The organism is Sphaerisporangium sp. NPDC005288 (assembly GCF_040607475.1).
Taxonomy (GTDB): Bacteria; Actinomycetota; Actinomycetes; order Streptosporangiales; family Streptosporangiaceae; genus Sphaerisporangium; species Sphaerisporangium rhizosphaerae.
Genome location: NZ_JBEXGT010000001.1, coordinates 34,192 through 57,076 on the forward strand (window position 1 = coordinate 34,192; position 22,885 = coordinate 57,076).

Genomic DNA, 22,885 nt, shown 5'->3' on the forward strand with positions numbered 1-22,885 from the left:
GGGACGTCCGTCGCCGCTGTCCCTCGAGACCGATCGTGCGATCGGCCTTGACGGGGTGTTCGGGCGCGAGCAAGCATGGAAGTCCGGTTTCGTGCCGACAGGGAGACGGTCATCCGCTGGCTTCGGAGTTCTCACCGGTCATCACGGTGCTCCATTTTTTCAGCCGATTTACCGAAATCCCCGTTATGCCGGGTCTTCTGGATGCCGGCGGCGTCATGAACGGCGGTCCCGGCGACGACGAGGTGCGTGACGGTCACGTCAACGACGTCAGCGGGTCGCTCACGGGTCCGCTCGTCCAGGCCCGCGAGATCCACGGCGGCATCCGGGTCCACCACGGGTTCGAGCCGCTTCCCCCGCCCTTCCAGCTCCCCCCGGCCGGCATTCTGGTCGACCGGGAGGAGTCGCTGGCCGCTCTCGACTCGGTCCGCATGGACGACCAGGCGGCCGGGTCGCCCAGGGTCGCCGTGCTCAGTGGCCCGGCGGGCATCGGGAAGACGGCCGTGGCGCTGCACTGGGCGCACCGCGAGCGTCAGGCGTTCCCCGACGGCCAGCTGTACGCCGACCTGCGCGGGCACGCGGCGGGCGAGCCTGTCGAGCCGGCGGAGGTGCTCGGCCGGTTCATCCGGGCGTTCGGCATCTCCCCCGAACGCATCCCGGCCGACGCCGCCGAACGTGCGGCGCTCTACCAGTCCCTCGTCAGCGGACGCCGCATCGTCGTCGTCCTGGACGACGTGCTCTCCGCCGCCCAGGTCGGTCCACTGTTGCCCGCCTCGGCGGCGGGCATGGCCGTCGTCACCAGCAGGTGGCGGCTGGCCGGGCTGCTGATGCGCGGCGGCCGTGGCATCCGGCTCGAGCGCCTCAGCGCCGAGGGGGCGCTGGACCTGCTGCGGCGGACCCTCGGCGAGGACCGCGCCGCACGGGAGCCGGACGCGGTCCGCGAGCTGGCCGAGCTGTGCTCGGGTTTCCCGCTCGCGCTGTGCGTGGCGGGGGCGCGGCTCGCGGCCCGGCCGGGCTGGGATCTGGCCGAGATGGCGGACGCGCTGCGCCACGAGAGGCGGCGCCTGAACGCGCTGTCGGTGGAGGAGGACATCACGATCCGGGCCACCTTGACGCTGTCCTACCGCGGCCTCAGCCCGCCGGAGGCCGCCCGCGTCTACCGGCTGCTGGGGCTGTTCCCCGGCCCGACGTTCGACAGCCGGGCCGCCGCCGCCACGGTGGGGCTCCCGCGTGCGCGCACCCGCCACCTGCTCGGGGTGCTGGTGGACGCGAACCTGCTGGACGACGTCCCCGGCGGGCACTACCGGTTCCACGACCTGACCTTGCTCCACGCGCGGGAGACGGCCGAGGAGGTCGACGTCCCGGCCGTGCGCGAGGAGACCGTTCGGCGGGCGCTGGACTGGTTCCTGCACGCCACCTTCGCCGCGAGCGGCGCCGTCCTGCCGTACCGGCGCCTGTCCGCGCCGGAGCCGGCCTACCCGCCGGCGGAGCCCCTGGCCTTCACCGGCCGCGACGAGGCCCTGGACTGGCTGGAGAACGAGTTCGCCAACGTGCGGGCCGCCGCGCGCGCGGCCTTCGAGCTGGGAGCGTTCCAGACGGCGTGGCGGATGGTCGACGCGATCTGGCCGTTGTTCCTCTACCGGGGCCACCACGCCGAGCGGCTCGCGGTGGACCGGCTCGGGCTGGAGGCGGCCCGGGCCTGCTCCGACGTCCACGCCGAGGCGAAGATGCTCAACCGCACGGGGCTGGCGCTGCGCGACCTCGGCCGGCTGGAGGAGGCGGCCGAGGACTTCCGCGAAGCGCTGCGCATCTGGCGGCGGCTCGGCGACGCGCAGCGCGTCGCGGGCGGCCTGCGGCGGCTCGGGCTGGTGGAGCGGGACCTGGGTCACCTCGACCGGGCCCTCACCTTGTTCGGCGAGGCCCTGGAACGCCACCGCTCGCTGGACGAGTCCCGCAAGGCGGCTCTCACGCTGTGCGACATCGGCCAGACGCTGATCATCGAGGGACGGGCGGCGGAGGCGGTCGCGCCGCTGACCGAGGCCCTGCACCTGCTGACGGCCCAGGCCGACCCGCACAACGAGGCGCGTGCGCTCATCCTGCTGGGGCGCGCCGAGGCCGCGGACGGAGGCGCCGCGGCCCGTCTGCTGACCCGAGGTCTGCGCCTCATGCGCGACATCGGCTCGGCCACCGGTGAGCTCCAGGCGCTGCGGGCCCTGGGCGACCTCGCGCTCGCGGAGGGACGGACCGACGACGCGCGCCGCTACCGGGAAGAGGCCCGGCAGGTCGCCGAACGCACCGGCACAGCACCGGACCCGGCCGGGTGACCGGACCGCGCTCCGCCGTCCGGACCGCACCTCGGCCAAGGCCGGTCCGCGCGGCCCCGGCGGATCAGTCCCAGCGCCCATCGTCCCAGCGCCCATCGTCCCGGCGCCCGTCGTCCCAGCGCCCGGTCGTGGCGCGGGGTGCGTGCGCCCGTGCCAGTTCCGCCAGTTCGGCGCCGGTCAGACCGGCCGCGACCGGCAGCCGATGGCCGATCTTCCAGCCCGCGTACGCCACGGCCGTCCGCAGGGCGCGTGACGGGTCGCGCGTGCGCAGCCAGACGCGCAGGAACGCCGCGAACAGCGCGTCGCCCGCCCCCGAGGTGTTGACCACCTCCCCCGGCACGACCGCCTCGACCCGGAACAGTCGCCCGTCGCGGGTGCCCAGCACCGCCCCCCGCGCCCCGAGGCCCACGCACGCGAGCCGGCACCCCGGGTAACGTCCGAAGAGGCGCCGCAGCCAGGTCTCGGGCGGGCAGGGAAGTCGCTCGTGGCTGCAGAACACGATGTCGGCGGCCTGGAGCCAGGGCCGGTTGTACTCATCGGCCAGGTCCGTGATGAGGTGCGCGTCCACCGCGATGGGCACGCCGAGGCGGGCCGCCCGGCCGACCAGCGGGCGGACGAACTTGGCGTTGGTCAGGACGAGCAGATCGGCCTCACCCGCCGCCGCTCGCACCTGCGCGAAGGGATAGCGCACGTCGTTCACCGGCGCGAGGTGCGGCAGGCCCATGCGGCTGCCGTCCGGCGCCACCAGGGCGACTCCCATGGACGACTCCTCGCCGTCCACCACGCCGGGGCCGAGCAGTCCACGCCGGTCCAGTTCCGCGCGTATCCCGACGCCGGCGGCGTCGCAGCCGACGACCGTGCAGAGGCGGACGTCCTCCCCCAGCGCGCGCAGGACCTGGGCGATGTGGCCGGCCGCGCCGGAGACCCCGGCGGCCGTCCATCGGGGCGTGCACTTGGAGGCGTAGGCCAGCGGGAACTCCGGCACCCCGACCGACAGATAGAAGCTCACCGCGCCCGCGACCACGATGCGCCGCGGCGCCTGTTCACCTCGCGGCCCGGCCGTGCCGCTCCGCGGCGCGGCCTCGTCCGCCGGTTCGGCCCGCGTGCGCCGCCGCGCCACCGCGTCCCCCGCCGCGTCCCCCGCCGCGTCCCTCGCCCTGGCCGTCACCTCGCCCTCCGCGCGTACGCGGAAGCGGCGGCGGTGAGCGTGATCTGGGCCCGGCCCGCGACCTCCAGCGAACCCGGCTCCCCGGCCCGCGACCCGGCGTACCGGCCGTGCACCACCGAGGCCGTGGTCAGGCAGCTCAGCGGCAGGCCGGCGACCAGCCATCCGTACAGGAACGATCCGTAGACGGCGGGCCCGGGAGCGGCGCCGTCCGACGCCTGACCGGCCGCCTCGGTGATCCCGACCAGCCGCCCGTCCCGCAGGCCGGCGAGGCAGCCGCGTCGCCGCCGGCCGGTCGCGACCTCGCACCCCGGGTACCGGTCGAGGATGCGCGTCACCCGGTGCGCGGCGAACGGACCCACCCGCCGCCTCGCCCCCACCACCACGTCGGCGACGTTGTTCCAGCCTTCTCCCGCACCGTCGTCGAGGTGGACGACGACATGGACTCCCTCGGTGACGAGCGTGCCCCGCGGCATCGCGCGTAAGCTCCGCGAGCCGGTGAACAGCATCAGATGGGGGTCGCGAAGCGGGCCCTCGCGCGGGAGCACCAGCACCGCCGGCGCCCGTGGCTCCGCCACCGGGGCCGGGCACGCACGACTCATCCGGAACGCCTCCTGCAGCCGGAACAGATGGACACCGACCAGCTTCTCCAGCACGAACGCCTCCCTGGACTGACGAATGACCGCCCCCACCGCTCGCGTCCGGTGAAGGTGAGGTGCCCGCGGGCTAGGCACGCCGCCGGCCGCGCGTCCACCAGCGCGTCGCGGGGTCCGCCTCGACGGGCCGGGCGCCGATGCCACCGGGACGATCCGCGCAGTGCGCGCACCCGGAGGGCCGGTCGCCGGGCGAGCGGCCCTCCCACGGGTCACGGACCTGCCAGGGCCACCTGCCCAGGAGGTACGGCACCGCCGCCGGCGACGGCGCGGTGATGGCCGCGGGCTGCCGCAGGTCCAGCAGCCGGTACATCAGCCGGCGCATGTTGCGGTCGAAGTGCCCGGGCTCGGAGGTGATGCGCGCGACCACGCCGTCGTACCGGCCGCCGCGCGTCTCCTCCACCGCCGCCGCCAGTTGCCCGTGTAGCGGCCGGTCCAGGGACAGCCGGGGCGCGACGGCGGCCAGTTCGCCGGCCGGGGAGGCCGGGTCGATGCCGGCGTCGGAGAACTCCGCGAGCAGCACCGGGACGCCCGCGACGGTCCCGTACGCCGTCGCCGACCCGTGGTCGCCGATGATCACGTCCGCCGCGGCGATCACCCCGCGCCAGTCCGCGTCGGGCGGCACCAGCCCGAGTCCCTGCCGCAGGCCGTCAGCGAGCCAGGTGCGCACCTGCCGGCTTCCGTGCCCGTACCAGACGTTCGGGTGCAGGAGCCCCACGACACGGAACCGGCAGGACGGCAGTTCGGCGGCCAGCCGGGACAGCAGCTCGGACCTGCGCCCGAACAGGGACGCCGTCCCCCAGGTCGAGGTGACCACGACGAGGGTGTGGCCCGGGCCGACGGCAAGGGCCCGGCGGTAGGCGTCACGATGCGGCAGGCTGGCTCTCAGCCGGTCGAACGACGGGTCGCCGACCACGGTGGCCGCGGGGACCGCCTCCGGGCAGGAACGGCCCAGCGTCCCGAGGTCGGCCTCGTGCGGCAGGACGATCGCGGCCGGGACGACGGCGCCGTCGTACATCAGACGCTGGCGGTCCAGCCCGTACACGACGGACCCGCCATGAGCCGCGGGCGCTTCACCCCCGTAGACGACGGACCCGCCGTCGGCGGCCGATCCGTCGACCCCGTACACGACGGACCCGCCATCGGCCGCGGGTCCGCCCGTCGCGCACGAGACGGTGCCGCCGCCGATGGCGCGCAGGCCGGGGCGGCCGCGTACCCGCTTGGTGAAGCCCGCGCCGTGCGGCATGACGACCAGCGGGGCGTGGAGTTCGTGGATCGCCCCCAGGCTCGCGGCGAGCGCGAGGTCGAACCGCTGGCGGGTCGCCTGCTCCCACGGGACGCGCAGCGCGCCCAAGCCGTCGAGGAACTCGGCCGCCCCGTCGCCGAACACGTCGGGCGCCGTCGTGTACACCACCTGAACTCGCAGGTCCGGCTCGATGAGCCGCACGGCCTCGAGTAGCCGCTGCCCCGAGGTCACCGTGTGCACGACCGCGAGGACCGCCTTGCAGTTCGGACGGGTCACCCACCTGTCGGCGTCGAGCCCGATCGGAACCCGCCGCCATTGCTGACCAGACATCGGTTCGCGTCTCCCCCTCGCCGGCCACCGGAATCGGGCGAGGCCCCTCGCCCTCGGCCACAGATTCGGTGACGGGCCCTGCGGAAATCCTTGCGGCGGCCCTGCGTTTTACAGGCGGAGTCACTTCCCGGCAAGAGACACTTTTACCGATCGCGGCGCATCACTGGATCGATCGGCTCGGGGGTGATATTAATCCGGACGGAGGGGCGGTGTCCCGAGAAGGGACTCGAATGGAATTTCGCATTCTCGGCCCGGTGGAGCTGTGCGTCCGAGAGCGGCGCCACGATCTCGGCTGGGCCAAGGAACGGCTGGTCATGGCGGCCCTTATGCTGACCCCAGGGCGTCCGGTCCCGATCCGCTCGCTCATCGCGAAGCTGTGGGACGGCGACCCGCCGCCGAAGGCGGCGGCACATTTACAGAGCAGCGTCTCGCGGTTGAAGAAGCGGTTGCGGGAAATCGGCGCCGCCGCGGACGGCACGACCGGCGGCGCCCGCCTTCATCGCGTTTCCGGATCATACATATTGGAAACGGACGCCGAAAACATTGATTACCACCGGTTCCTCAGACTGCGGACCCAAGCTCGGGCGTCGGCGGAAACGGGGGATATCGAGGAGGCCCTGCGGCTGTACCGCGACGCGCAGAGCCTGTGGCGCGGGGAACCGCTGGCGGGCCTGCAGGGGAGCTGGGCGGACAACACCCGCAGGCACCTCGAGGAGGAGATGATCGGCGGCACCGTCGAGCGGATCACGCTGGAACTCGGCCGGGGGGACCATTCCCGGCTCATCCCGGAGCTGTCGGACCTGGTGACCCGCTTCCCGCTGGACGAGACGCTCGTCGGGCTTCTCATGCGCGCGCTGTACGCGAGCGGCCGTCAGGCCGACGCGCTGTCGGCCTACCGGCAGGCACGCGAACGGCTCCACGACCAGCTCGCCGCCGAACCGGCGGCGGGCTTACGCGACCTGCACCAGCGCATCCTCCGCCACGATCCCGCGCTCGCCGTACGGTCTCGTGCCGGGCGCGCCCAGGAACACGCCCCGCCCAACGACCTGCCGCGCGACCTGCGCACCTTCACGGGACGAGCGGCCGAACTGGCGTCCCTGACCTCCGAGCGCGTGCTCGGCGGGACGGCGGTACCCGTGCTGGCCGTCGACGGCATGCCGGGCGTCGGCAAGACCACGTTCGCGGTCCACCTGGCGCACCGCCTGGCCGCCAGGTATCCCGACGGGCGGGTCTACCTCGACCTGCACGGCCACAGCGCCCGCCACCAGCCACTGGACCCCGCCGCCGCCCTCGACCGCCTCCTGCGGCACCTCGGCGTGCCGGGCGACATCCCCGAGGACCTGGACGCACGGGCCGCGAAATGGCGCAAGGAACTGGCCGGGCGCCGGATCCTCGTCGTCCTGGACGACGCCACGGGACACCAGCAGGTCCGTCCCCTGCTGCCCGGCGAGCCCGGGTGCCTGGTCATCGTCACCAGCCGTCGCCGGCTGTCCGGCCTGGAGGGCGTCGAGCCGCTGTCCTTGGACGTCCTGCCGCCCGAGGACGCCGCCGAACTCTTCCGCCGCGCCGCAGGCTCCCACCGTCCCGCCGAACCCGAGAGCGTCGCCGCCGTGACCCGCCTGTGCGGCCACCTGCCGCTGGCGATCCAGATGGTCGGCAGCAGACTGCGCCACCACCCCGCCTGGACGGTCGCCGACCTGGCCGACCGGCTGAGCAGGGAAGGCCGGCGGCTGGCCGAGATCAGGGCCGAGAACCGGGAGATCACCGCGGCGTTCCGGCTGTCCTACGAGGGGCTGAGCGAGTTCCAGCGGCGGGGCTTCACCCGTCTCGGCTTCCATCCGGGGACCGAGATCACCGCCCACTGCGCGGCGGTGCTGCTGGAATGCCCGCTCGCCGACGCGGAGCGATTCCTGGAGGACCTGCTCGAATACCACCTGCTGGCCGAACCGCGCCCCGGCCGCCACCGCCTGCACGAGCTCATCCGCGACTACGCGGTGTCCCTGGCGGCGCAGGAGCCACCGGACGTGCGCGCCGGGGCGGTCCGGCGTGTCCTGGACCACCACCTCTTCCTGGCCGACCGCGCGGACCGCCTGCTGTACCAGCACCGCACCCGCATCCCCGTCGACCTGGAGGCGCCCCCGCGCACCTTCCCGGACATCGCGACCGCCGACCAGGCCAGGCGGTGGCTGACCACCGAGCTGGACGACCTCCTCCGCCTGACCCGCTACGCCGCCGACCACGGCCACCCCCGCCACGCCGCCATGTACGCCCACGTGCTGAGCGGCTACCTGTACTCCTGGGGTCACTGGGATGAGGCCGTGGCCATCCACCGGAACGCCATCGACGCCTGGCGACGGCTGGGAGACGAGCGTGGCGTAGCGCGGGCCATGACCGATCTCAGCGAGGCGCTCGGCCGTACGGGCCGTCTCGATGAGTCTCTCCGCCTGGCCAGCCGGGCTTTGCGCATTCAGACCGGCCGCGAGGACAGGCAGGGATCCGCGGAGCTCCTCGACCAGATCGGCCTGGCGCATTGGCACCGCGCCGACTTCGACGTGGCGCTGGGCCACTTCGAGCGTGCCCTCGCCCTGAAACGGGACGGCGGCGACCGCTACAGCCAGGCGGTCAGCCTGAACCACATCGCGGGCGTCGCGGAAGCCAAGGGCGACTACCGCACGGCGGCCGACCGGTTGCGCGAGGTCCTCACCTTGCACGAGGAGGACGGCGACCTCCGGGGCCGCCAGGTGGTGCTGAACAACATCGGCGAGGTGAAATCGCGCCTCGGTGACCACCAGGCCGCCTTGCGCCACTACGAGCAGGCCGCCTCCCTGGCGATCGAGACGGCGCCCAAGGACAGGGCCATCCTGGCGCACAACATGGCCGGCGCCCTACGGCACCTCGGCAGGCACTTCGAGGCGCTGGACCGCTACCAGGAGGCCTTGCGCGTGTACCGCGATCTGAGCGACCGGCGTTCTGTGGCACAGACCCTGAACAGCATCGGTTCATGCCATACGAGCATCGGCCAGGTAGAGCAGGCGCTCGCGCATCATCGCACGGCGCTGCAGATCTCGACCGAGCTTCTGGAGCGGCAGCAACAGGCGCGCGCACTCCGGGGCCTCGGCGACGCCTCCCAGAGAGCAGGGCGCCATCACGACGCGCTCGACTTCTATGGCAGGGCGCTGGACACGGCGCAGTCCATCGGTGATGCCCGAGAGGTGGCCGAGATCCTCCACCAGACGGGCAGCACCCATGAACACCTCGGCGACCTGACCCGCGCCGAGCGGCTGTGGCGGCGAGCGGCGGAATCGTACGAGCGTCTCGGCCTGGACGAGGCCCGCGCCCTCCGGAAGCGCATCGACCAGGGCCGACAAGCCCCCTGACTCCCGACATTTCACGCCAAACTCCGCACCCTTCACTTGGCACGCGTAGCTGCTGCTAGCCTCGCTTTGCTCCTCAACTACGGGCCTTACTCTCTCATCCCCGTAGATCCCAAGATGACCTTACAAACCGGGCTGCAAACCACTAGGTTTGAGTCGGCCCGGACAGGACTATCTTGCTGGGCCTTAAATAGTGCACCGTCTAAAGGTTGAAAATGAAACCAGCTCGAGTGCTCCAGTGGGTCGCGCTTTCGTCGGCCTTCATCTGGATGACCCACGTGATGGCGGCGATTCCTGGCACGCCCGCCGCATAACGCGTCAGCCGGGTGGCATGGAACCCGGGGGGCACGACGCCCTCCCCGTTCCGTGCCACCCGTCACATCTCCGAGCGACGGCATGAGCACTGGCCCAAGGGTGCGAACGTCGCCGTCCTGGTCTCCGCCGCGCCGCACCGTGCTCCGGCCATGACCGCACCGGCCTCGGGACGCCTTGACACGTCGCGGCAAGACACCTACGTTCATAGTAGACCGTTCGTCTAGCGCGCCGGCCTGCCTTGATGGCATCGGCCGGATTCATCGACATCTATAGATGACCGGTCTACTAAGCACCCATCCAGCCAGAAGAAGGTCATCATGAGCAGCCACGGGCAGAAGGTCGCCGTCATCACCGGAGCGTCCCAGGGCATCGGCGCGGGCCTGGTCGCCGCCTACCGCAAGCTCGGTTACGCGGTCGTCGCCACCTCGCGCGGCATCGCCCCCTCCGGAGACCCGGACGTCCTCACCGTGCAGGGCGACATCGCCGACCCCGCCACCGGAGAGCGCGTCATCGCCGCGGGCGTCGCGCGGTTCGGCCGCATCGACACCCTGGTCAACAACGCCGGGTTCTTCGTCGCCAAGCCCTTCACCGAGTACACCGAGGAGGACTTCTCCGCGCTGGTCGCGGTGAACCTCGGCGGGTTCTTCCGCACCACCCAGCATGCCCTGCCGCACATGCTGCGCCAGGGTGGCGGGCACGTCGTCCAGATCACCACCAGCCTGGTCGACCAGCCGAACTCCAGCCTGGCGTCGGCCCTGGCCTCGCTGACCAAGGGCGGGCTGCAGTCCGCCACCAAGGCCCTGGCCATCGAGTACGCGACGCGCGGAGTCCGCGTCAACGCCGTCTCCCCCGGCATCATCAAGACGCCCATGCACGCCGAGGCGACCCACGGGTTCCTGTCCGGCCTGCACCCCGTGGGCCGGATGGGAGAGATCGACGACATCACCGACGCCGTCATCTACCTGGAGAACGCGCCGTTCGTCACCGGTGAGATCCTGCACGTCGACGGCGGCCAGAACGCCGGCCACTGAGCGCACCCGCTCCCCCCGGGAGCGGCCACGGGCGCGCGGACCACACCCGGCCCACCGGAGCGGCCGGACGGGTGTGGCCGCGCGCCCGCGCGCTTCACGGGGACGCTCCGGCAGACCCCACCCGCCGGTCACGAGCGGGCCGTGCTCCGGCAGACCCCACCCGCCGGTCACGAGCGGGCCGTGCTGCGGCAGATGCCACTCGCCGATCACGAGCGGGCCGGCGCCTCCTGCCGGGGACGGGCGCCCAGCAGCGCCAGGCAGTTCGCCCACAGCGCGTCCAGGCGGCCGGTGTTGTTGAAGAGCTTCGCGAACAGCACCTGCCCCTCCAACTGGGCCACCAGAGACCGGGCGGCGTCACGGGTGTCCGGGACGTCGACCTCGCCGCGCTCGCCGGCCTGCGCGACCACCGCCTCCACCATGTCGACCTGCGCGTCGAAGATCTCCTGCAGCCGGACGCGGATCGTCTCGGCCTGGTTGCTCAGCTCCAGGGTCAGGTTGCCGAACAGGCATCCGGACACGGTGCCGCAGGTCTGCTGGCCGGCGCGCTGGGCGGCCTCGGTGATCTCGAACAGCCGGCGCAGCCGATCGAGCGGCTCCCCGTCCCCGTCGAGGACGGCGGACCAGTCACGACGCTGGCGGCTCCAGTGCTCGTCGATGACGGCCAGCGCGAGGGCTTCCTTGGACTCGAAGAAGTAGTAGAAACTGCCCTTGGGCACCCCGGCGGCCTTGCAGATCTCGGCCACGCCCAGGGCGGAGTAGCCGCGTGACTCGATGAGCGACTGGGCGGCGGCGAGGATCCTGTCCCGCGCATCACTGGTGCGTCCCATGTTCCCAGTGTACGGCCGGTCGGCTCTTCGTAGTAGACCAGTTGACTACTTCATTCCTCCCCCAGAAGAGCCCGGACGTGACCGGCCGTCAGCTCAGCTCGCCGCCGGAGCGTCCATGGCGGCCACCATGTCCTTCAGGCGGCCTATGGCGTGGAAGGTGCCGAAGACGTCCATGTAGTCGCGCATCTCGACGATCTCGCCGCCGCGCACGCGGAACATGAGCAGCCCGGACGCCTCGAACGGCCGCCCGTCGGGTCCGACCGTCCCCGTGCCGCGCCACTCCGCCACGATCACCTCCGGGTCGGCGGCCTCGTGCACGACCACGTCGCCGACCTCCGCCAGCCGGACCGGGCTCGCGTCCCACGCGTTGTGGTAGCCGGTGCGCACCTCCTCGCGGCCGTGGAAGCGGGCGGGGAACCCCGGCGCCCGGAAGGGGAACTCGTGGACCGCGTCCACCGCGTACAGGCCGGCGAGATCGTCGGCCGATCCGGCCACCATGGCCTGCTGGTACAGGGCGAGCACGTCGCGGGGGGTGCGGTCGGACCGGGTCGTCATCGGCTGACTCCATTCGCTCTACAACCGTTGAGTCAACGACTGTAGAGCGAAACGGCGACATCGGTCAACACCGGTAGAGTCAAGCGGTGATGGACACGCCGACCAGCCGTGCCGAGCGCCGGCGCCGCTCCGAGGAGCGCATCCTCGCCGCCGCGCGCACCGTGTTCGCCGAGCGCGGCTTCGAGCGCGCCACCATCCGGGCGATCGCGTCCATGGCCGGAGTGGACCCCGCGCTGGTCATGCAGTACTTCGGCTCCAAACAGGAGCTGTTCGACCAGGCCGTGCGCATCCCCGCGATCCCGCCGCTGGACGGCGCCCTGGACGAGCTGGTCGAGGAGCTGCTGGCGAGGATCGGCATGAAGATCGGGCCGATTCCGCAGGCGTCGCTGGCCATGATGCGTTCCATGCTGACCCACCCCGAGGCCGCCGCGGGCGTGCGCGCCCGGCTCGACGAGCAGGTGGAGCAGCTCGGCCGCGCGATATCGGCGCAGGACCCCGAGCTGCGCGCCGCCCTGATGATCAGCACGATGCTCGGGGTGACCATCGCCCACCAACTGCTCGATCTCACCGCCCTGCGGGAGGTCTCCCCCACCCGCATCGCCGCCATCGCCCGCCCCGCCCTGATGGCCCTGACCCACCCCGACGCGAGCCTCGAGACGAACTCCGGCGCGTACCCCGACACGAACTCCGGCGCGGAGCGCGACGCGAACGCCGGCGCGGCCTCTGAAGCGAGCACCGGCGCCCCGGTGAGGACGCCTGGGGCCACCGACCACTGGGACGGACATGGCGAGCACCCGGCTGACCTCTGACCGGCTTCGGCTCGACCCGCTGGCGCCGGGCGACGCCGACGAGATGGTCGAGGTGCTGGCCGGCGAGGATCTCTACACCTTCATCGGCGGCTCCGCGCCCACCCTTCCGCAACTGCGCGCCCAGTACGCCCGGCAGGTCGCCGGCGGCTCTCCCGACGGTCTGCAGGAATGGCACAACTGGATCATCCGCCGGCAGGCCGACGGCCGCGCGGTCGGCTACGTCCAGGCGACGATCATGGACGACGGGCGGCGGGCCGAGATCGCCTGGGTCGTCGGTTCCCTCTGGCAGGGGCAGGGGTACGCCTCCGAGGCCGCTCGGGCCATGGTGGCCTGGCTCGGCTCCCGCGGGGTCGTCCGCGTGCAGGCGCACATCCATCCCCAACACGCCGCCTCCGCCGCCGTCGCCCACCGCGCCGGGCTCGCTCCCACCTCCCACTTCGACGACGGGGAACAGCTCTGGCAGCACGACGCCCCGCCGTGAGCGCCGCCGGTGGCCGACTCGTGCGGAACCAGGCTCTGAGGCCACAACGCCGACGCCATCGGGGATCCGGTCCACCTGCGCCTTCTCCGGGACGGGAAGCGGAGGCCGGTTCCCGGCGTTGACGCACGACGTGGACGATCGTTTCGCGGATGTGGATGTCATCAGAAGGCTGCTCGGCGAGTCCGGGACGTGGGCGTTCGTCGGTCTCGGCGACGACCCGTCGCGGACGGCCTACGAGCAGGCGCGGCTGCTCCAGACCAGGGGCAAGCGGATCTTCCCGGTCCACCCGGCGGCCAGGACCGTGCTGGGTGAGCAGGGATACGCGTCACTGGCCGAGGTGCCGGTCAAGGTGGACGTCGTCGGGGTGTACCGGCGGTCGGAGTTCGCCGGGCAGGCGGTGGACGAGGCGATCGCGGCGGGCGCCGGAGCGGTCTGGCTGCCGCTCGGCGTGGTCGACGAGGCCGCCGCCCAGCGGGCCCTCGACGCCGGGCTCGACGTCGTCATGAACCGCTGCCCGGGAGTGGAGTGGGCCCTGCGCCGAGGCGGCGGATCGCCACGCCGATGAAGCGGTCGCCGGACACCAGTCCGTAGTGCCGCGAGTCCCAGCTGGTGGCGCGATTGTCGCCCAGGACGACGAGCGATCCGGGCGGCACCACCGTGCCGGCCATGTGGTGGACGTCGGGCTGCTCCCATTCGTCGCGCACCCGTTCGCCCGGCACGGCCACGGCCCGTTTGATGAGGAGCGCGCCGTCCCGTCCGGGTACGGGGTCTTCGTCGTGCGCCGTGGCGGAAGAGCCGGAAGGCGCGGAGTAGCGGAAGACGACGACCTGGCCGGCGCGGACGCGTCTGGTCCTGCGGACGAGCAGGCGGTCGCCGGGGCGCAGCGTCGGTTCCATGCTCGTGCCGTGGACGGTCGTGGCCAGGAAGCCGCGCCGCACCCAGAGCGCCGCCAGGCCGACGGCCGGCAGCACCACGGCGAGACAGAGGGCGAGCGTCATGGCGCCTCCTCACCTCCGGCGGCGACAGAAGCCGGTGTCATCGGCGCCTCCCGTGACCGGCGGCCCGGACCGCGCGCCTCCCGCAACTGGCGGACCCGATCGCGCGCCTTCCGTGACCGGCGGGCCCGACCGCGCGCCTCCCCGTGTCCGGCGGGCGGGAGCGCGGGCCTCACCAGGTCCCCTGGTAGCCGGTGGCCTGGAGGCGGAACAGGCGGGCGTAGCCGCCGTCGGCGGCCAGCAGCACGTCGTGGGAGCCGTGTTCGGTGATCCGCCCGTCTTCCAGGACCGCGATGTAGTCCGCGTCGCGGACGGCGCTGAGCCGATGGGAGATCAGCAGGCTGGTGCGGCCCTCTCGGTAGGCACGCATGCGGGTGTGGATCTCGTGCTCGGCCTCCGGGTCCAGGCCGGAGCTCGGTTCGTCGAGGATCATCAGGTCCCTGCCGTCCCGTACGAACGCGCGCGCCAGCGCGAGGCGCTGCCACTGCCCGCCGGAGGGGACGACGCCGGTCGCCGGGCCGTCCTCGTCCTCGCCCATCATGAAGGTGCGCGTGAGGGGCGTGTCGTATCCGCGAGGCAGCCCGGCGAGCGTGTCGTGCAGCCCGGCGCGCGCGGCCGCCTCCCTGACGCGCCTCGGGTCGTCCCGCGCGCTCAGGTCGCCGAGGCCGATGTTGTCGCGGGCCGTCATGTCGTAGTTCATGTGGTCCTGGAACACGGCGCTGATCCGCTCGCGCAGGGCGACCGGAGGAATGTCGCGCAGGTCCGTTCCGTCCCACAGGATCCGGCCTCGGGTCGGGTCGTACATCCGGCACAGCAGCTTGACCAGCGTGCTCTTTCCCGCGCCGTTCAGCCCGACGAGCGCGACGGCGCACCCGTGCGGGATGGTCAGGTTCACCCCGCGCAGGACCCAGGGATGGTCGTCGCTGTACCGGAACCACACGTCCCGAAGCTCCACGCCCTTCCGCAGCCCCGGCGCCCGCCCCCGTTCGGCGCGCGGCAGGTCCGGTTCGGCCGTGACGACGGCGACGTAATGGGCGAAGGCGAGCAGCCGCGCCTGCCAGCCGGAGATGGACGAGCTCAGCGCGCCCAGGGCGGACTGCACACCGGTGACGGCCGCGAGGAACATGGCGATGTCGCCGATGCCGAGTTCGCCGCGCCGCGCGGCGCCGACCGCCCACCACAGGCCGATCCCGCCCACTATGGCGCTCACCGCCGTCAGGCCCGCCTGGGTGCGCAGCTCGCGCAGGTCCATGCGCCGGATCGCCGCGTTCGCCGACCGGCGTTCGTCGGTCATCCGGGCGCGCAGGAACGCGCCGATGCCGAACAGGCGGATCTCGGTGGCCGCGGCGACTCCGGTGAGCAACTGGCTGTAGAAGAACTCCCGCCGGTAGTACCTTTCGACGCTCCACTCCGTGCCCGCCCGGCTCCGGGAGAGATACAGCTCGGCGACGAGCGCGGGCAGGGCCGCCAGGACCACCACGGCGGTCATCACCGGGCTGAGGACCAGCATGGACGCCACGAAGCCGACGAGGGAGAGCGCGCCGCCCAGGCCGTTGCCGATGCCGTCCACCAGTTCGGCGATGCGCCCGGTCGCCCCCTGGGCCAGTCTGAGCCGGTCCTGGAACGCCGGGTCCTCGAAGGCGCGCAGGCCGACCTGGCGTTCGGTCGCCGCGAACAGCCGCTCGGTGGCGGCCAGGTTGGCGGACCGGCCGACGTGCGCCCTCAGGTAGCGCAGCGCCACCGGCAGGGCGGCGGCCCCCAGCCCGGTGGCGATCAGCCCGAGTGCCGGCCCGGCGACCGCGCCGTACGGGGTCGCCAGCCCGTCGAGCACCAGCTTGGTCAGCCAGGCGGCGGCGACCGGAGCGGCGGCCGCGAGGAGGGTGAGCAGCAGGACGCCCGTCACGTCGGCGGGCGCCGACCGCCAGATGAGCGAGAGGGCCTGGGCGACGGAGGCCCGCAGTCGCCCCGCGCCGATGTGCTGCGGGTCGGCGTCCGGGGCGGCGCTCACCTGCGCCCCTTGCCCGCGAGCCCGGCGACGTCCGCCGCGGCGGGGACATCACGGACGCCCGCCGCGCCGGCCAGGTCAGGAACGTCCGCGGCACCGGCCAGCTCACCAGCGGCTTCGGGGACGTCCGCCGCGCCTGCGCGGGGAGTCGCGCCGTCGTCGCGCCGACTCGGGAGGGGCAGTTCCTCCATCCGGGTGCCCACGGCGGCGATCCGGTGGTCCTCGCCGATCAGGTACAGCATGGGGGTCCAGGTGTTCTGGAACGCGCGCGCCACCGGCCCGCCGTCGCGCTCGGCCACGACGACCCGGGCGACCGGGCCGAGGGCCCGCAGCGCCGCCTCGTCGGCACCGCCGAGCACCGCCAGCACGTTCTCGCGGCCGAGCTCTCGCGCACGTTCGACGAACCTCGGCAGCAGCTTGTGGCAGGGCTCGCACCCGGAGGAGAAGAACCCCACCAGCCCGGTCAGCGTCGCGGAGGACACCGGTTCGCCGTCCGTCGTCACGGCGGTGAACGTCCCGACGGCGGCGCCCGGCCCCAGCGCGGACGGCGCCCCGGCGGGCCCGCCCGTCAGCGTGGCCTGCGCCCGCATCCGGCGCAGGATGCCGATCGTGAGCACCAGGTTCAGCAGGCACAGCGTGCCGAGCAGCACCACGGCGGCGGCCAGGTAGGTCATCGGGAACTCCTCGCGAACAGGTCGACGACGTCGTCGAACAAGATGATCAGGACCGCTCCGACGAGGCCCGCCTCGGCCGCCACCGCCAGGCCGGCCGGCGCCGGGGAGCCCTGGGGCGCCGGCAGGCCGAGCACGGTGACGGCCATCAGCGCGTCGTTGCGGACGAGGTGACGAGGCACGGCGGGCGCGCCGAGGCGCCGGCCGGGCGGTGGCGTGGGGCCGCCACCGCCCGGCGTCGTCGCGGCGACCGGTCAGCAGGGGCCGACGTAGGTCCAGTGGCAGCCGGTCTGGGCGCAGCACTCGCGCCACCACAGGCCCGGGTGGCCGGCGGCGTTGCAGACGTCGCGGTAGTCGCAGGCGGAAACGGTGGCCTTCGGGACGATCCGGTCGATCATTCGGTCGATGAGACGGCTCATGCTCTCTCCTTCGCGTTCTGGACCGGATCGCCGATCACGCTGCTCGGACGTTCCGGTCCGTACCTCGCCCCGTGAACCCGTTGACACGGGGTGATCACCGGGTTCAGCATCGGCCAAGAAAGTGGCCAAAACCCTGCAACTTTCTCAATCACCAGGTCAGTGCGTGAGCAGGCGAAACCGGGGCTACGGGGGGATCGACGTGGAGTTACGGATGCTGGGCCCGCTGGAGTTATGGTCGGGGAGCGGGCCGGTGGATCTCGGACCTCCGCGGCAGCGGACCGTCTGGGCGGCGGTGGCGGTGGACGCGCCACGGCCTGTGCCGATGGAGACCATGGTCGACCGGGTGTGGGGCGAGGCTCCGCCTGAGCGGGCCCGCCACGCGCTGCACGTCTACCTCGCCCGCATCCGGCGGGTGCTGGAACAGGTGAGCCTCGGCGGGGACGGGCCGGCCAGGCTCGGGCGCCGCAGCGGCGGCTACGCGCTGGAGGTCGATCCCGACAACATCGACGTGCACCGCTTCCGGCGCCTGGTCGGACAGGCCAGAGACGGGCGGTGCACGGGGACCGAGGAGGCGGGGCTGCTGCGGCAGGCCCTCGGCCTGTGGCGGGGCACTCCCCTGGGCGGCATCGACGGCGACTGGGCGGACCGCGTACGGCAGGCGTGGCACCAGCAGCACCTGGACGCGGCGGTGCGCTGGGCGCAGGCGGAACTGGCCCTGGGCGAGGCGGCCGCGGTCATCGGCCCGCTCGCCGACCTGCTGCTGGAGAACCCTCTGGCGGAACCGCTGGTCACCGCGCTGATGCGCGCCCTGCACGCCACCGGGCGCGTCCCGGAGGCCCTGGACTGTTACGCCGCCTTCCGGCGGCGGCTGGCCGACCAGCTCGGCCTGGATCCGGGGGACGAACTGCGGGAGCTGCACCGGGCGATCCTGCACGGGAACGCCGGCGAGGCGCGTGCGGCGCCCGCGCCGGCGCAACCCGCCGGGGCCGGCGCCGCTCTACCGGCGACGCCCGCAAGCGCCGCGAGTGCGGGTGGTCCGGGGAGCCCCGCGAGTCCGGGCGGTCCGGCGGCGGACCTCAGGTCCACCCCACCGGCGCAACTGCCCCTGGACGTTCGCGGGTTCACCGGGCGCGGCGCCGAGCTCGCCGCGCTCGACGCGGTGCTCACCCACGCCGCCGACCAGCCGACCGCGGTCCTCATCGCGACGCTGTCGGGGACGGCGGGCGTGGGCAAGACGGCGCTGGCGGTGCACTGGGCGCACCGGGTCGCCGCCCGGTTCCCCGACGGCCAGCTCTACGTCAACCTGCGCGGGTTCGGCCCCGACGGGACGGTGATGACGCCGGCCGAGGCGCTCGGCGGGTTCCTGCACGCCCTGGCCGTGCCGGTCGCGAGCCTGCCGCCCGACGTGGACGCGCAGACCGCGCTGTACCGCAGCCTGCTCGCCCGGCGGCGCATGCTGGTGGTGCTGGACAACGCCCGCGACGCCGAGCAGGTGCGGCCGCTGCTGCCCGGGGCGCCAGGCAGCCTGGTGCTGGTGACCAGCCGCGCCCAGCTCACCAGCCTGGTCGCCGTCGAAGGCGCCCATCCGCTCGCCGTGGACCCGCCGGACGCCGCCGAGGCGCGGCGGCTGCTCGCGCGCCGCCTGGGCCCCGAACGCGCCGCCGCAGAACCCGAGGCGATGGACGACATCATCACCTGGTGCGCGCGGCTGCCGCTGGCGCTGGCGATCGTGGCCGCGCGGGCCGCCGGGCGTCCGGCCTTCCCGCTGGCCGTGTTCGCCGACGAGCTGCGCGACGAGCGCGGGCGGCTCGACCAGCTCAGCGCCGGTGACGAGGCCGGCGAGGTCCGGGCGGTGCTGTCCTGGTCGTACCGCACGCTGAGCCCCGCCGCGGCGCGCATGTTCCGCCTGCTCGGGCTGAGCGCGGGGGCCGACATCGCCACGGCGGCCGCGGCGAGCCTCGCCGGCCTCACCCCGGGCAAGGCGCGCGACCTGCTGGCCGAACTGGCCCTGGCGGGGCTGGCCGTCGAGCACCGGCCGGGCCGGTTCACCTCGCACGACCTGCTCCGCGCGTACAGCGCCGAACTCGCCCGGCAGGACGACGCTCCCGAGGGGTACGCGGCGACGCGGCGGCTGCTCGACCATTACCTGCACACCGCCCAGGCGGCGGCCATGTCGCTCAACCCGCACCGCGACCCGGTGGTGGTGGCCGAGCCCGGACCGGGGGTGACCCGCGGCGAGGTGCCGGACGCCGAGCGGGCGGCGCGATGGTTCACCGCCGAGCACCAGAACCTGCTCGCGGCCGTGCGGCACGCCTACCGGTCGGGCCTTGACGTCCATGCCTGGCAACTCGCCTGGACCGTGGCGGAGTTCCTGGAGCGCCGCGGGCACTGGACCGACCGCATGGCCGTCCAGGGCGTGGCGCTGGAGGCGACCAGGCGTCTGGGCGACCGGTCCGGCCAGATCCGCGTGCTCCGCGTGCTTGGCACCGCCTGCGCGCAGCTCGGCCGGTTCGGCGAGGCGCGGGCCCACCTCGGGGAGGCGCTGGAGCTGGCCGCGAGCCACGGCGACGACGGCGTCCGTGCCAACGTGCACATCAGCCTGGCGCTGGCCCTGGAGGGGCAGGGCGACTACCGCACGGCGCTGGAGCACGCCTCGCAGGCCCTGCTGCTGTTCCGGTCGGCCGGCCACGTCACCGGGCAGGCCAACGCGCTCAACATGATCTGCTGGTGCCGCACCCGGCTGGGCGACTACGCCGAAGCGCTCGCCGCGGGCGAACAGGGTCTCGTCCTGCAGCGGCAGATCGGTTCGCGGTACGGCCAGGCGGGCACGCTGGACAGCATCGGCTACGCCCGCCACCACCTCGGCCACCACGACCAGGCGGTCGACTGCTTCGAGCAGGCCCTCGCCCTGTTCAGGGAGCTCGGCGCCCGCTCGTTCCAGGCCGCCGCCCTGACCCACCTCGGCGACACGCACGCCGCGGCGGGCGACCCCGGCCGGGCGCGCGAGCGGTGGCGCTCCGCGCTGACGATCCTCGACGAGCTCAACGACGCCGACGCCGCGGCACTGCGCGAACGCATCCGCCACTTCGGCAGCGAGACCGCCTGAGCGGCGCCGGGGGCCTGCCGGGTCCGTTCACATCAGGTTCGCAGGGACGTCCGTACGGTCGCTCGCATGAACAAGTCGTGTGTCACATCACTGGCGGTCGCGGTGGTGGCCCTGTGCGTGGCGTGTGGCGCTCATCTGAGCATGCCGGCAGGCGGATCCGCCACGCCCGCCGCGACCGGCGCCGGTCGGACGGGCGCGGCGGGCGCGGCGGCTATGGTCGGAACCTACGCGCTGGACACGGGAGGTTCGTTCGACGTGAGCGCGACCGGCGGGCGGCTCGTGATCTCGGCGAGGGGCGCGGACGCCGTCGCGGCGCTGTTCCCGCCCCGAGGTGTTCCCGCCGCCGAGCTCCGGGCGAACGAGCGGCGCGTGCTGGCGCTGCTCAACGGGCGTACGGAGCAAGGGCGCGAAGAGCGCGCGAGCATCGAGCGGGCGTTCGGGCCGATCAGCGGTCTCACGCTCGGCGGAACGGCCGCCATCGGCGGTGACGTGCGCACTTATGTCGCCGTCACCGCGAGGGACAAGGTGCTGACCGGCTGGTACTCGGTGAACGAGGAGGGCGGCGTCCGGGCGGCGGAGTTCCCCGCCGGGCCACCGGCGCTGACGCTGGCCCCGTCCGGCGACGGTCGCCACCACCCGGACGATCCCACCGGCGCCGCCCCGCGGGTGACCGTGGGGGTCGAGGCGGGTCGCCTCACCGTCTCCGGACCGGCAGGGGTCACCAGCGCCCGCCCCACCAGGGCGGCGACCCCGCCGGCGGCCGGGTGACCTGGAGGGACCGGTCATGCGCATCCTGCTGCTGGAAGACGACTCCGACCTCGCGGAGGTCGTCGCTCTCGGCCTGCGCAACGAGTCGTACGCCGTCGACGTCGTCGGCACCTGCGTCGGCGCCGAGGAGGCGCTCGGGACGACGGAGTACGACGTCGCCTGCCTGGACCTCGGCCTGCCCGACGGCGACGGCCTGACCCTGGTCCGCCGCCTGGCGGGAGACCCGGGCCTGCACCGGCCCGGACGCCTGCTCATCCTCACCGCGCGCGACGCCGTCGCCGACCGGGTCGCCGGGCTCGACGCCGGGGCCGACGACTACCTCGTCAAGCCGTTCCACTTCGCCGAGCTGGTCGCCCGGCTCCGCGCTCTGGCGCGCCGTGGCGACCAGCACGGCTCGACGCTGCGCGTGGGCGAGCTGGCCCTGGACCTCACCGCGCACCGCGCGTGGCGGTCCGGAGCCGAGCTGCGCCTGACCGCCCGGGAGTTCTCCTTGCTGCGGTACTTCATGCGCCACCCCGGCCAGGTGCTGTCGGCGGAGGACCTGCTGGAGCATGTGTGGGACGCCAACGCCGACCCGTTCACCTCCTCGGTCCGGGTGATCCTCAGCCGGCTGCGCAGGAAGCTGGGCGAGCCGCCGCCCATCGTGACGATCACCGGCGCCGGCTACCGGCTGACGGATCCGGCATGACCCGCGCGCGCGGATCGCCGCGCCCACCGGCTGACGGACCCCGCGTGACCCGCGCGCGCGGATCGCTGCGGGTGCGGCTGGCGGCCCTGGGATTCCTGGCGATCTACGTGCCGGTGCTGCTGCTGTTCGGCGTGATCCTGCTGACCGACGACGAGACGGCCGCCCACGCGGTCAACGGCGTCGAGACGATCAGGAACACCTCCGTCCACCACTCCGCCTGGGTCACCTGGACGATCGTCACTCTCGGCCCGGCCGCCGCCGGCCTGGCCTGGTGGTGGGCGGGACGGGCGGTGCGTCCCATCGCGCGCGTGCGCGAGGTCGCCGAGGACATCGAAGGCACCGAGGGCACCGACCTCGGCCTGCGCATCGGGCTGGACCACGGCCCGGCCGAGGTCGTGGCGCTCGCGGCGAGTTTCGACGCGATGCTCGACCGGCTGCAGCTCGCCGCCGAGACGCAACGGCGGCTCGTCGAGGAGACCAGCCACGAACTGCGCACGCCGCTGTCGGTGCTGATGACCAGCACCGAGGTCCTCCTGGCCCACCCGGCCCCCACCGTCGAGGTGTACCGGCAGGGCCTCGAACGGTCCAGGAAGGCGATCGCCCGGCTGGAGACGACGATCGGCGAGCTCCTGGTCGAGGCCCGCGGAAGGGCACGGGTCATCGAACGGCGCCCCGCCGACCTGACGGCCATCGTCCGGGACGTCCTGGACGAGGCGCGGGTGCCGGCGGCGGCGAAGGGCATCTCCCTGGAGCTGACCGGCCCGCCGTCCGCCGCGTGCTCGGTCGACGGACCCACCGTGCGACGGGCGGTCGCGAACCTGGTGGACAACGCGGTCAGATACGCCCCCGCCGGCTCGGCCGTCGAAGTGGACGTCGCGCTCACCGGGCCGATGGCCGTGGTCACCGTCACCGACCACGGTCCGGGCATCCCCGCCGACCAGCGAGAGCGCGTCTTCGAACGCTTCTGGCGCGGCCGCGGCGACCTTCCCGGCACCGGCCTCGGCCTTCCCATCGCCCTCCAGATCGCCCAAGCCCACGGCGGCGCCCTCACCGTCCGCTCCCCCACCCCTTCGGGCGACGGCAGCGCCTTCCGCCTGACCCTCCACCGCTGAACCCGGCCGGATCT

At 73.6% G+C, this 22,885-nt stretch carries 20 protein-coding genes; 10 read left to right on the forward strand and 10 right to left on the reverse strand.

Going from position 1 to position 22,885, the window contains the following annotated elements; genetic code table 11:
• Positions 1–185 precede the first annotated feature (185 nt).
• Positions 186–2,321, forward strand: coding sequence for a tetratricopeptide repeat protein (locus ABZU32_RS00155; protein WP_354914997.1), 2,136 nt, complete (start codon positions 186–188; stop codon positions 2,319–2,321).
• Between the two features lie 64 nt (positions 2,322–2,385).
• Here the strand turns inward: ABZU32_RS00155 and ABZU32_RS00160 are convergent, their stop codons facing one another.
• From ABZU32_RS00160 to ABZU32_RS00170, 3 genes are all read right to left on the reverse strand, one after another.
• On the reverse strand, positions 2,386–3,489 hold the full coding sequence (locus tag ABZU32_RS00160) for a carbohydrate kinase family protein (protein ID WP_354915000.1): 1,104 nt from the start codon (positions 3,487–3,489) through the stop codon (positions 2,386–2,388).
• Positions 3,486–4,142: a hypothetical protein gene (locus ABZU32_RS00165; protein WP_354915003.1), complete on the reverse strand. Its 657-nt coding sequence runs from the start codon at positions 4,140–4,142 to the stop codon at positions 3,486–3,488. The genes ABZU32_RS00160 and ABZU32_RS00165 overlap by 4 nt, the downstream gene beginning before the upstream one ends.
• Before the next feature lie 70 nt (positions 4,143–4,212).
• The gene (locus tag ABZU32_RS00170; protein WP_354915006.1) at positions 4,213–5,715 is read right to left on the reverse strand and encodes a hypothetical protein; all 1,503 of its coding nucleotides are present in this window, start codon (positions 5,713–5,715) and stop codon (positions 4,213–4,215) included.
• 230 nt (positions 5,716–5,945) lie between these two features.
• Here ABZU32_RS00170 and ABZU32_RS00175 point away from each other — a divergent pair, with 230 nt between their 5' ends.
• Positions 5,946–9,092, forward strand: coding sequence for a tetratricopeptide repeat protein (locus ABZU32_RS00175; RefSeq protein WP_354915009.1), 3,147 nt, complete (start codon positions 5,946–5,948; stop codon positions 9,090–9,092).
• A gap of 629 nt (positions 9,093–9,721) precedes the next feature.
• Complete coding sequence (locus ABZU32_RS00180) at positions 9,722–10,435, forward strand: SDR family oxidoreductase (protein WP_354915012.1); 714 nt, start codon at positions 9,722–9,724, stop codon at positions 10,433–10,435.
• Between the two features lie 206 nt (positions 10,436–10,641).
• Here the strand turns inward: ABZU32_RS00180 and ABZU32_RS00185 are convergent, their stop codons facing one another.
• Both ABZU32_RS00185 and ABZU32_RS00190 read right to left on the reverse strand, forming a co-directional pair.
• Positions 10,642–11,262, reverse strand: coding sequence for a TetR/AcrR family transcriptional regulator (locus tag ABZU32_RS00185; protein WP_354915015.1), 621 nt, complete (start codon positions 11,260–11,262; stop codon positions 10,642–10,644).
• Positions 11,263–11,355: 93 nt separating this feature from the next.
• Complete coding sequence (locus ABZU32_RS00190) at positions 11,356–11,817, reverse strand: nuclear transport factor 2 family protein (RefSeq protein ID WP_354915017.1); 462 nt, start codon at positions 11,815–11,817, stop codon at positions 11,356–11,358.
• Positions 11,818–11,906: 89 nt separating this feature from the next.
• On the opposite strand from ABZU32_RS00190, the gene ABZU32_RS00195 reads away from it, so the two are divergent.
• The 3 genes from ABZU32_RS00195 (at position 11,907) to ABZU32_RS00205 (ending at position 13,672) form a co-directional block, all read left to right on the forward strand.
• Positions 11,907–12,626: a TetR family transcriptional regulator gene (locus tag ABZU32_RS00195; RefSeq protein ID WP_354915826.1), complete on the forward strand. Its 720-nt coding sequence runs from the start codon at positions 11,907–11,909 to the stop codon at positions 12,624–12,626.
• On the forward strand, positions 12,601–13,107 hold the full coding sequence (locus ABZU32_RS00200) for a GNAT family N-acetyltransferase (RefSeq protein ID WP_354915020.1): 507 nt from the start codon (positions 12,601–12,603) through the stop codon (positions 13,105–13,107). Before ABZU32_RS00195 ends, ABZU32_RS00200 begins: the two co-directional genes overlap by 26 nt.
• A gap of 151 nt (positions 13,108–13,258) precedes the next feature.
• On the forward strand, positions 13,259–13,672 hold the full coding sequence (locus tag ABZU32_RS00205) for a CoA-binding protein (RefSeq protein ID WP_354915023.1): 414 nt from the start codon (positions 13,259–13,261) through the stop codon (positions 13,670–13,672).
• Here the strand turns inward: ABZU32_RS00205 and lepB are convergent.
• The 5 genes from lepB to ABZU32_RS00230 form a co-directional block, all read right to left on the reverse strand.
• Positions 13,608–14,105: a signal peptidase I gene (gene lepB, locus ABZU32_RS00210; RefSeq protein ID WP_354915026.1), complete on the reverse strand. Its 498-nt coding sequence runs from the start codon at positions 14,103–14,105 to the stop codon at positions 13,608–13,610. The genes ABZU32_RS00205 and lepB overlap by 65 nt on opposite strands.
• 169 nt (positions 14,106–14,274) lie before the next feature.
• Positions 14,275–16,110: an ABC transporter ATP-binding protein gene (locus ABZU32_RS00215; RefSeq protein ID WP_354915028.1), complete on the reverse strand. Its 1,836-nt coding sequence runs from the start codon at positions 16,108–16,110 to the stop codon at positions 14,275–14,277.
• The gene (locus tag ABZU32_RS00220; RefSeq protein ID WP_354915031.1) at positions 16,107–16,781 is read right to left on the reverse strand and encodes a TlpA disulfide reductase family protein; all 675 of its coding nucleotides are present in this window, start codon (positions 16,779–16,781) and stop codon (positions 16,107–16,109) included. The genes ABZU32_RS00215 and ABZU32_RS00220 overlap by 4 nt, the downstream gene beginning before the upstream one ends.
• Entirely contained in the window at positions 16,778–16,960 is a 183-nt protein-coding gene (locus ABZU32_RS00225) for a hypothetical protein (protein ID WP_354915034.1), read from the reverse strand. Before ABZU32_RS00225 ends, ABZU32_RS00220 begins: the two co-directional genes overlap by 4 nt.
• A 72-nt stretch (positions 16,961–17,032) precedes the next feature.
• Positions 17,033–17,197 (reverse strand): hypothetical protein, encoded by a 165-nt coding sequence (locus ABZU32_RS00230; RefSeq protein WP_354915037.1) that lies wholly within the window; start codon positions 17,195–17,197, stop codon positions 17,033–17,035.
• 163 nt (positions 17,198–17,360) lie between these two features.
• Here ABZU32_RS00230 and ABZU32_RS00235 point away from each other — a divergent pair, with 163 nt between their 5' ends.
• The 4 genes from ABZU32_RS00235 (at position 17,361) to ABZU32_RS00250 (ending at position 22,871) form a co-directional block, all read left to right on the forward strand.
• Positions 17,361–20,303, forward strand: a complete 2,943-nt coding sequence (locus ABZU32_RS00235) for a BTAD domain-containing putative transcriptional regulator (RefSeq protein ID WP_354915040.1) — start codon at positions 17,361–17,363, stop codon at positions 20,301–20,303.
• A gap of 66 nt (positions 20,304–20,369) precedes the next feature.
• The gene (locus ABZU32_RS00240; protein ID WP_354915043.1) at positions 20,370–21,071 is read left to right on the forward strand and encodes a hypothetical protein; all 702 of its coding nucleotides are present in this window, start codon (positions 20,370–20,372) and stop codon (positions 21,069–21,071) included.
• A 16-nt stretch (positions 21,072–21,087) separates the two neighbouring features.
• Positions 21,088–21,759, forward strand: coding sequence for a response regulator transcription factor (locus ABZU32_RS00245; protein ID WP_354915046.1), 672 nt, complete (start codon positions 21,088–21,090; stop codon positions 21,757–21,759).
• A gap of 44 nt (positions 21,760–21,803) precedes the next feature.
• A complete protein-coding gene (locus ABZU32_RS00250; RefSeq protein WP_354915049.1) occupies positions 21,804–22,871 on the forward strand; it encodes a HAMP domain-containing sensor histidine kinase in 1,068 nt (355 codons plus the stop codon).
• Positions 22,872–22,885 lie beyond the last annotated feature (14 nt).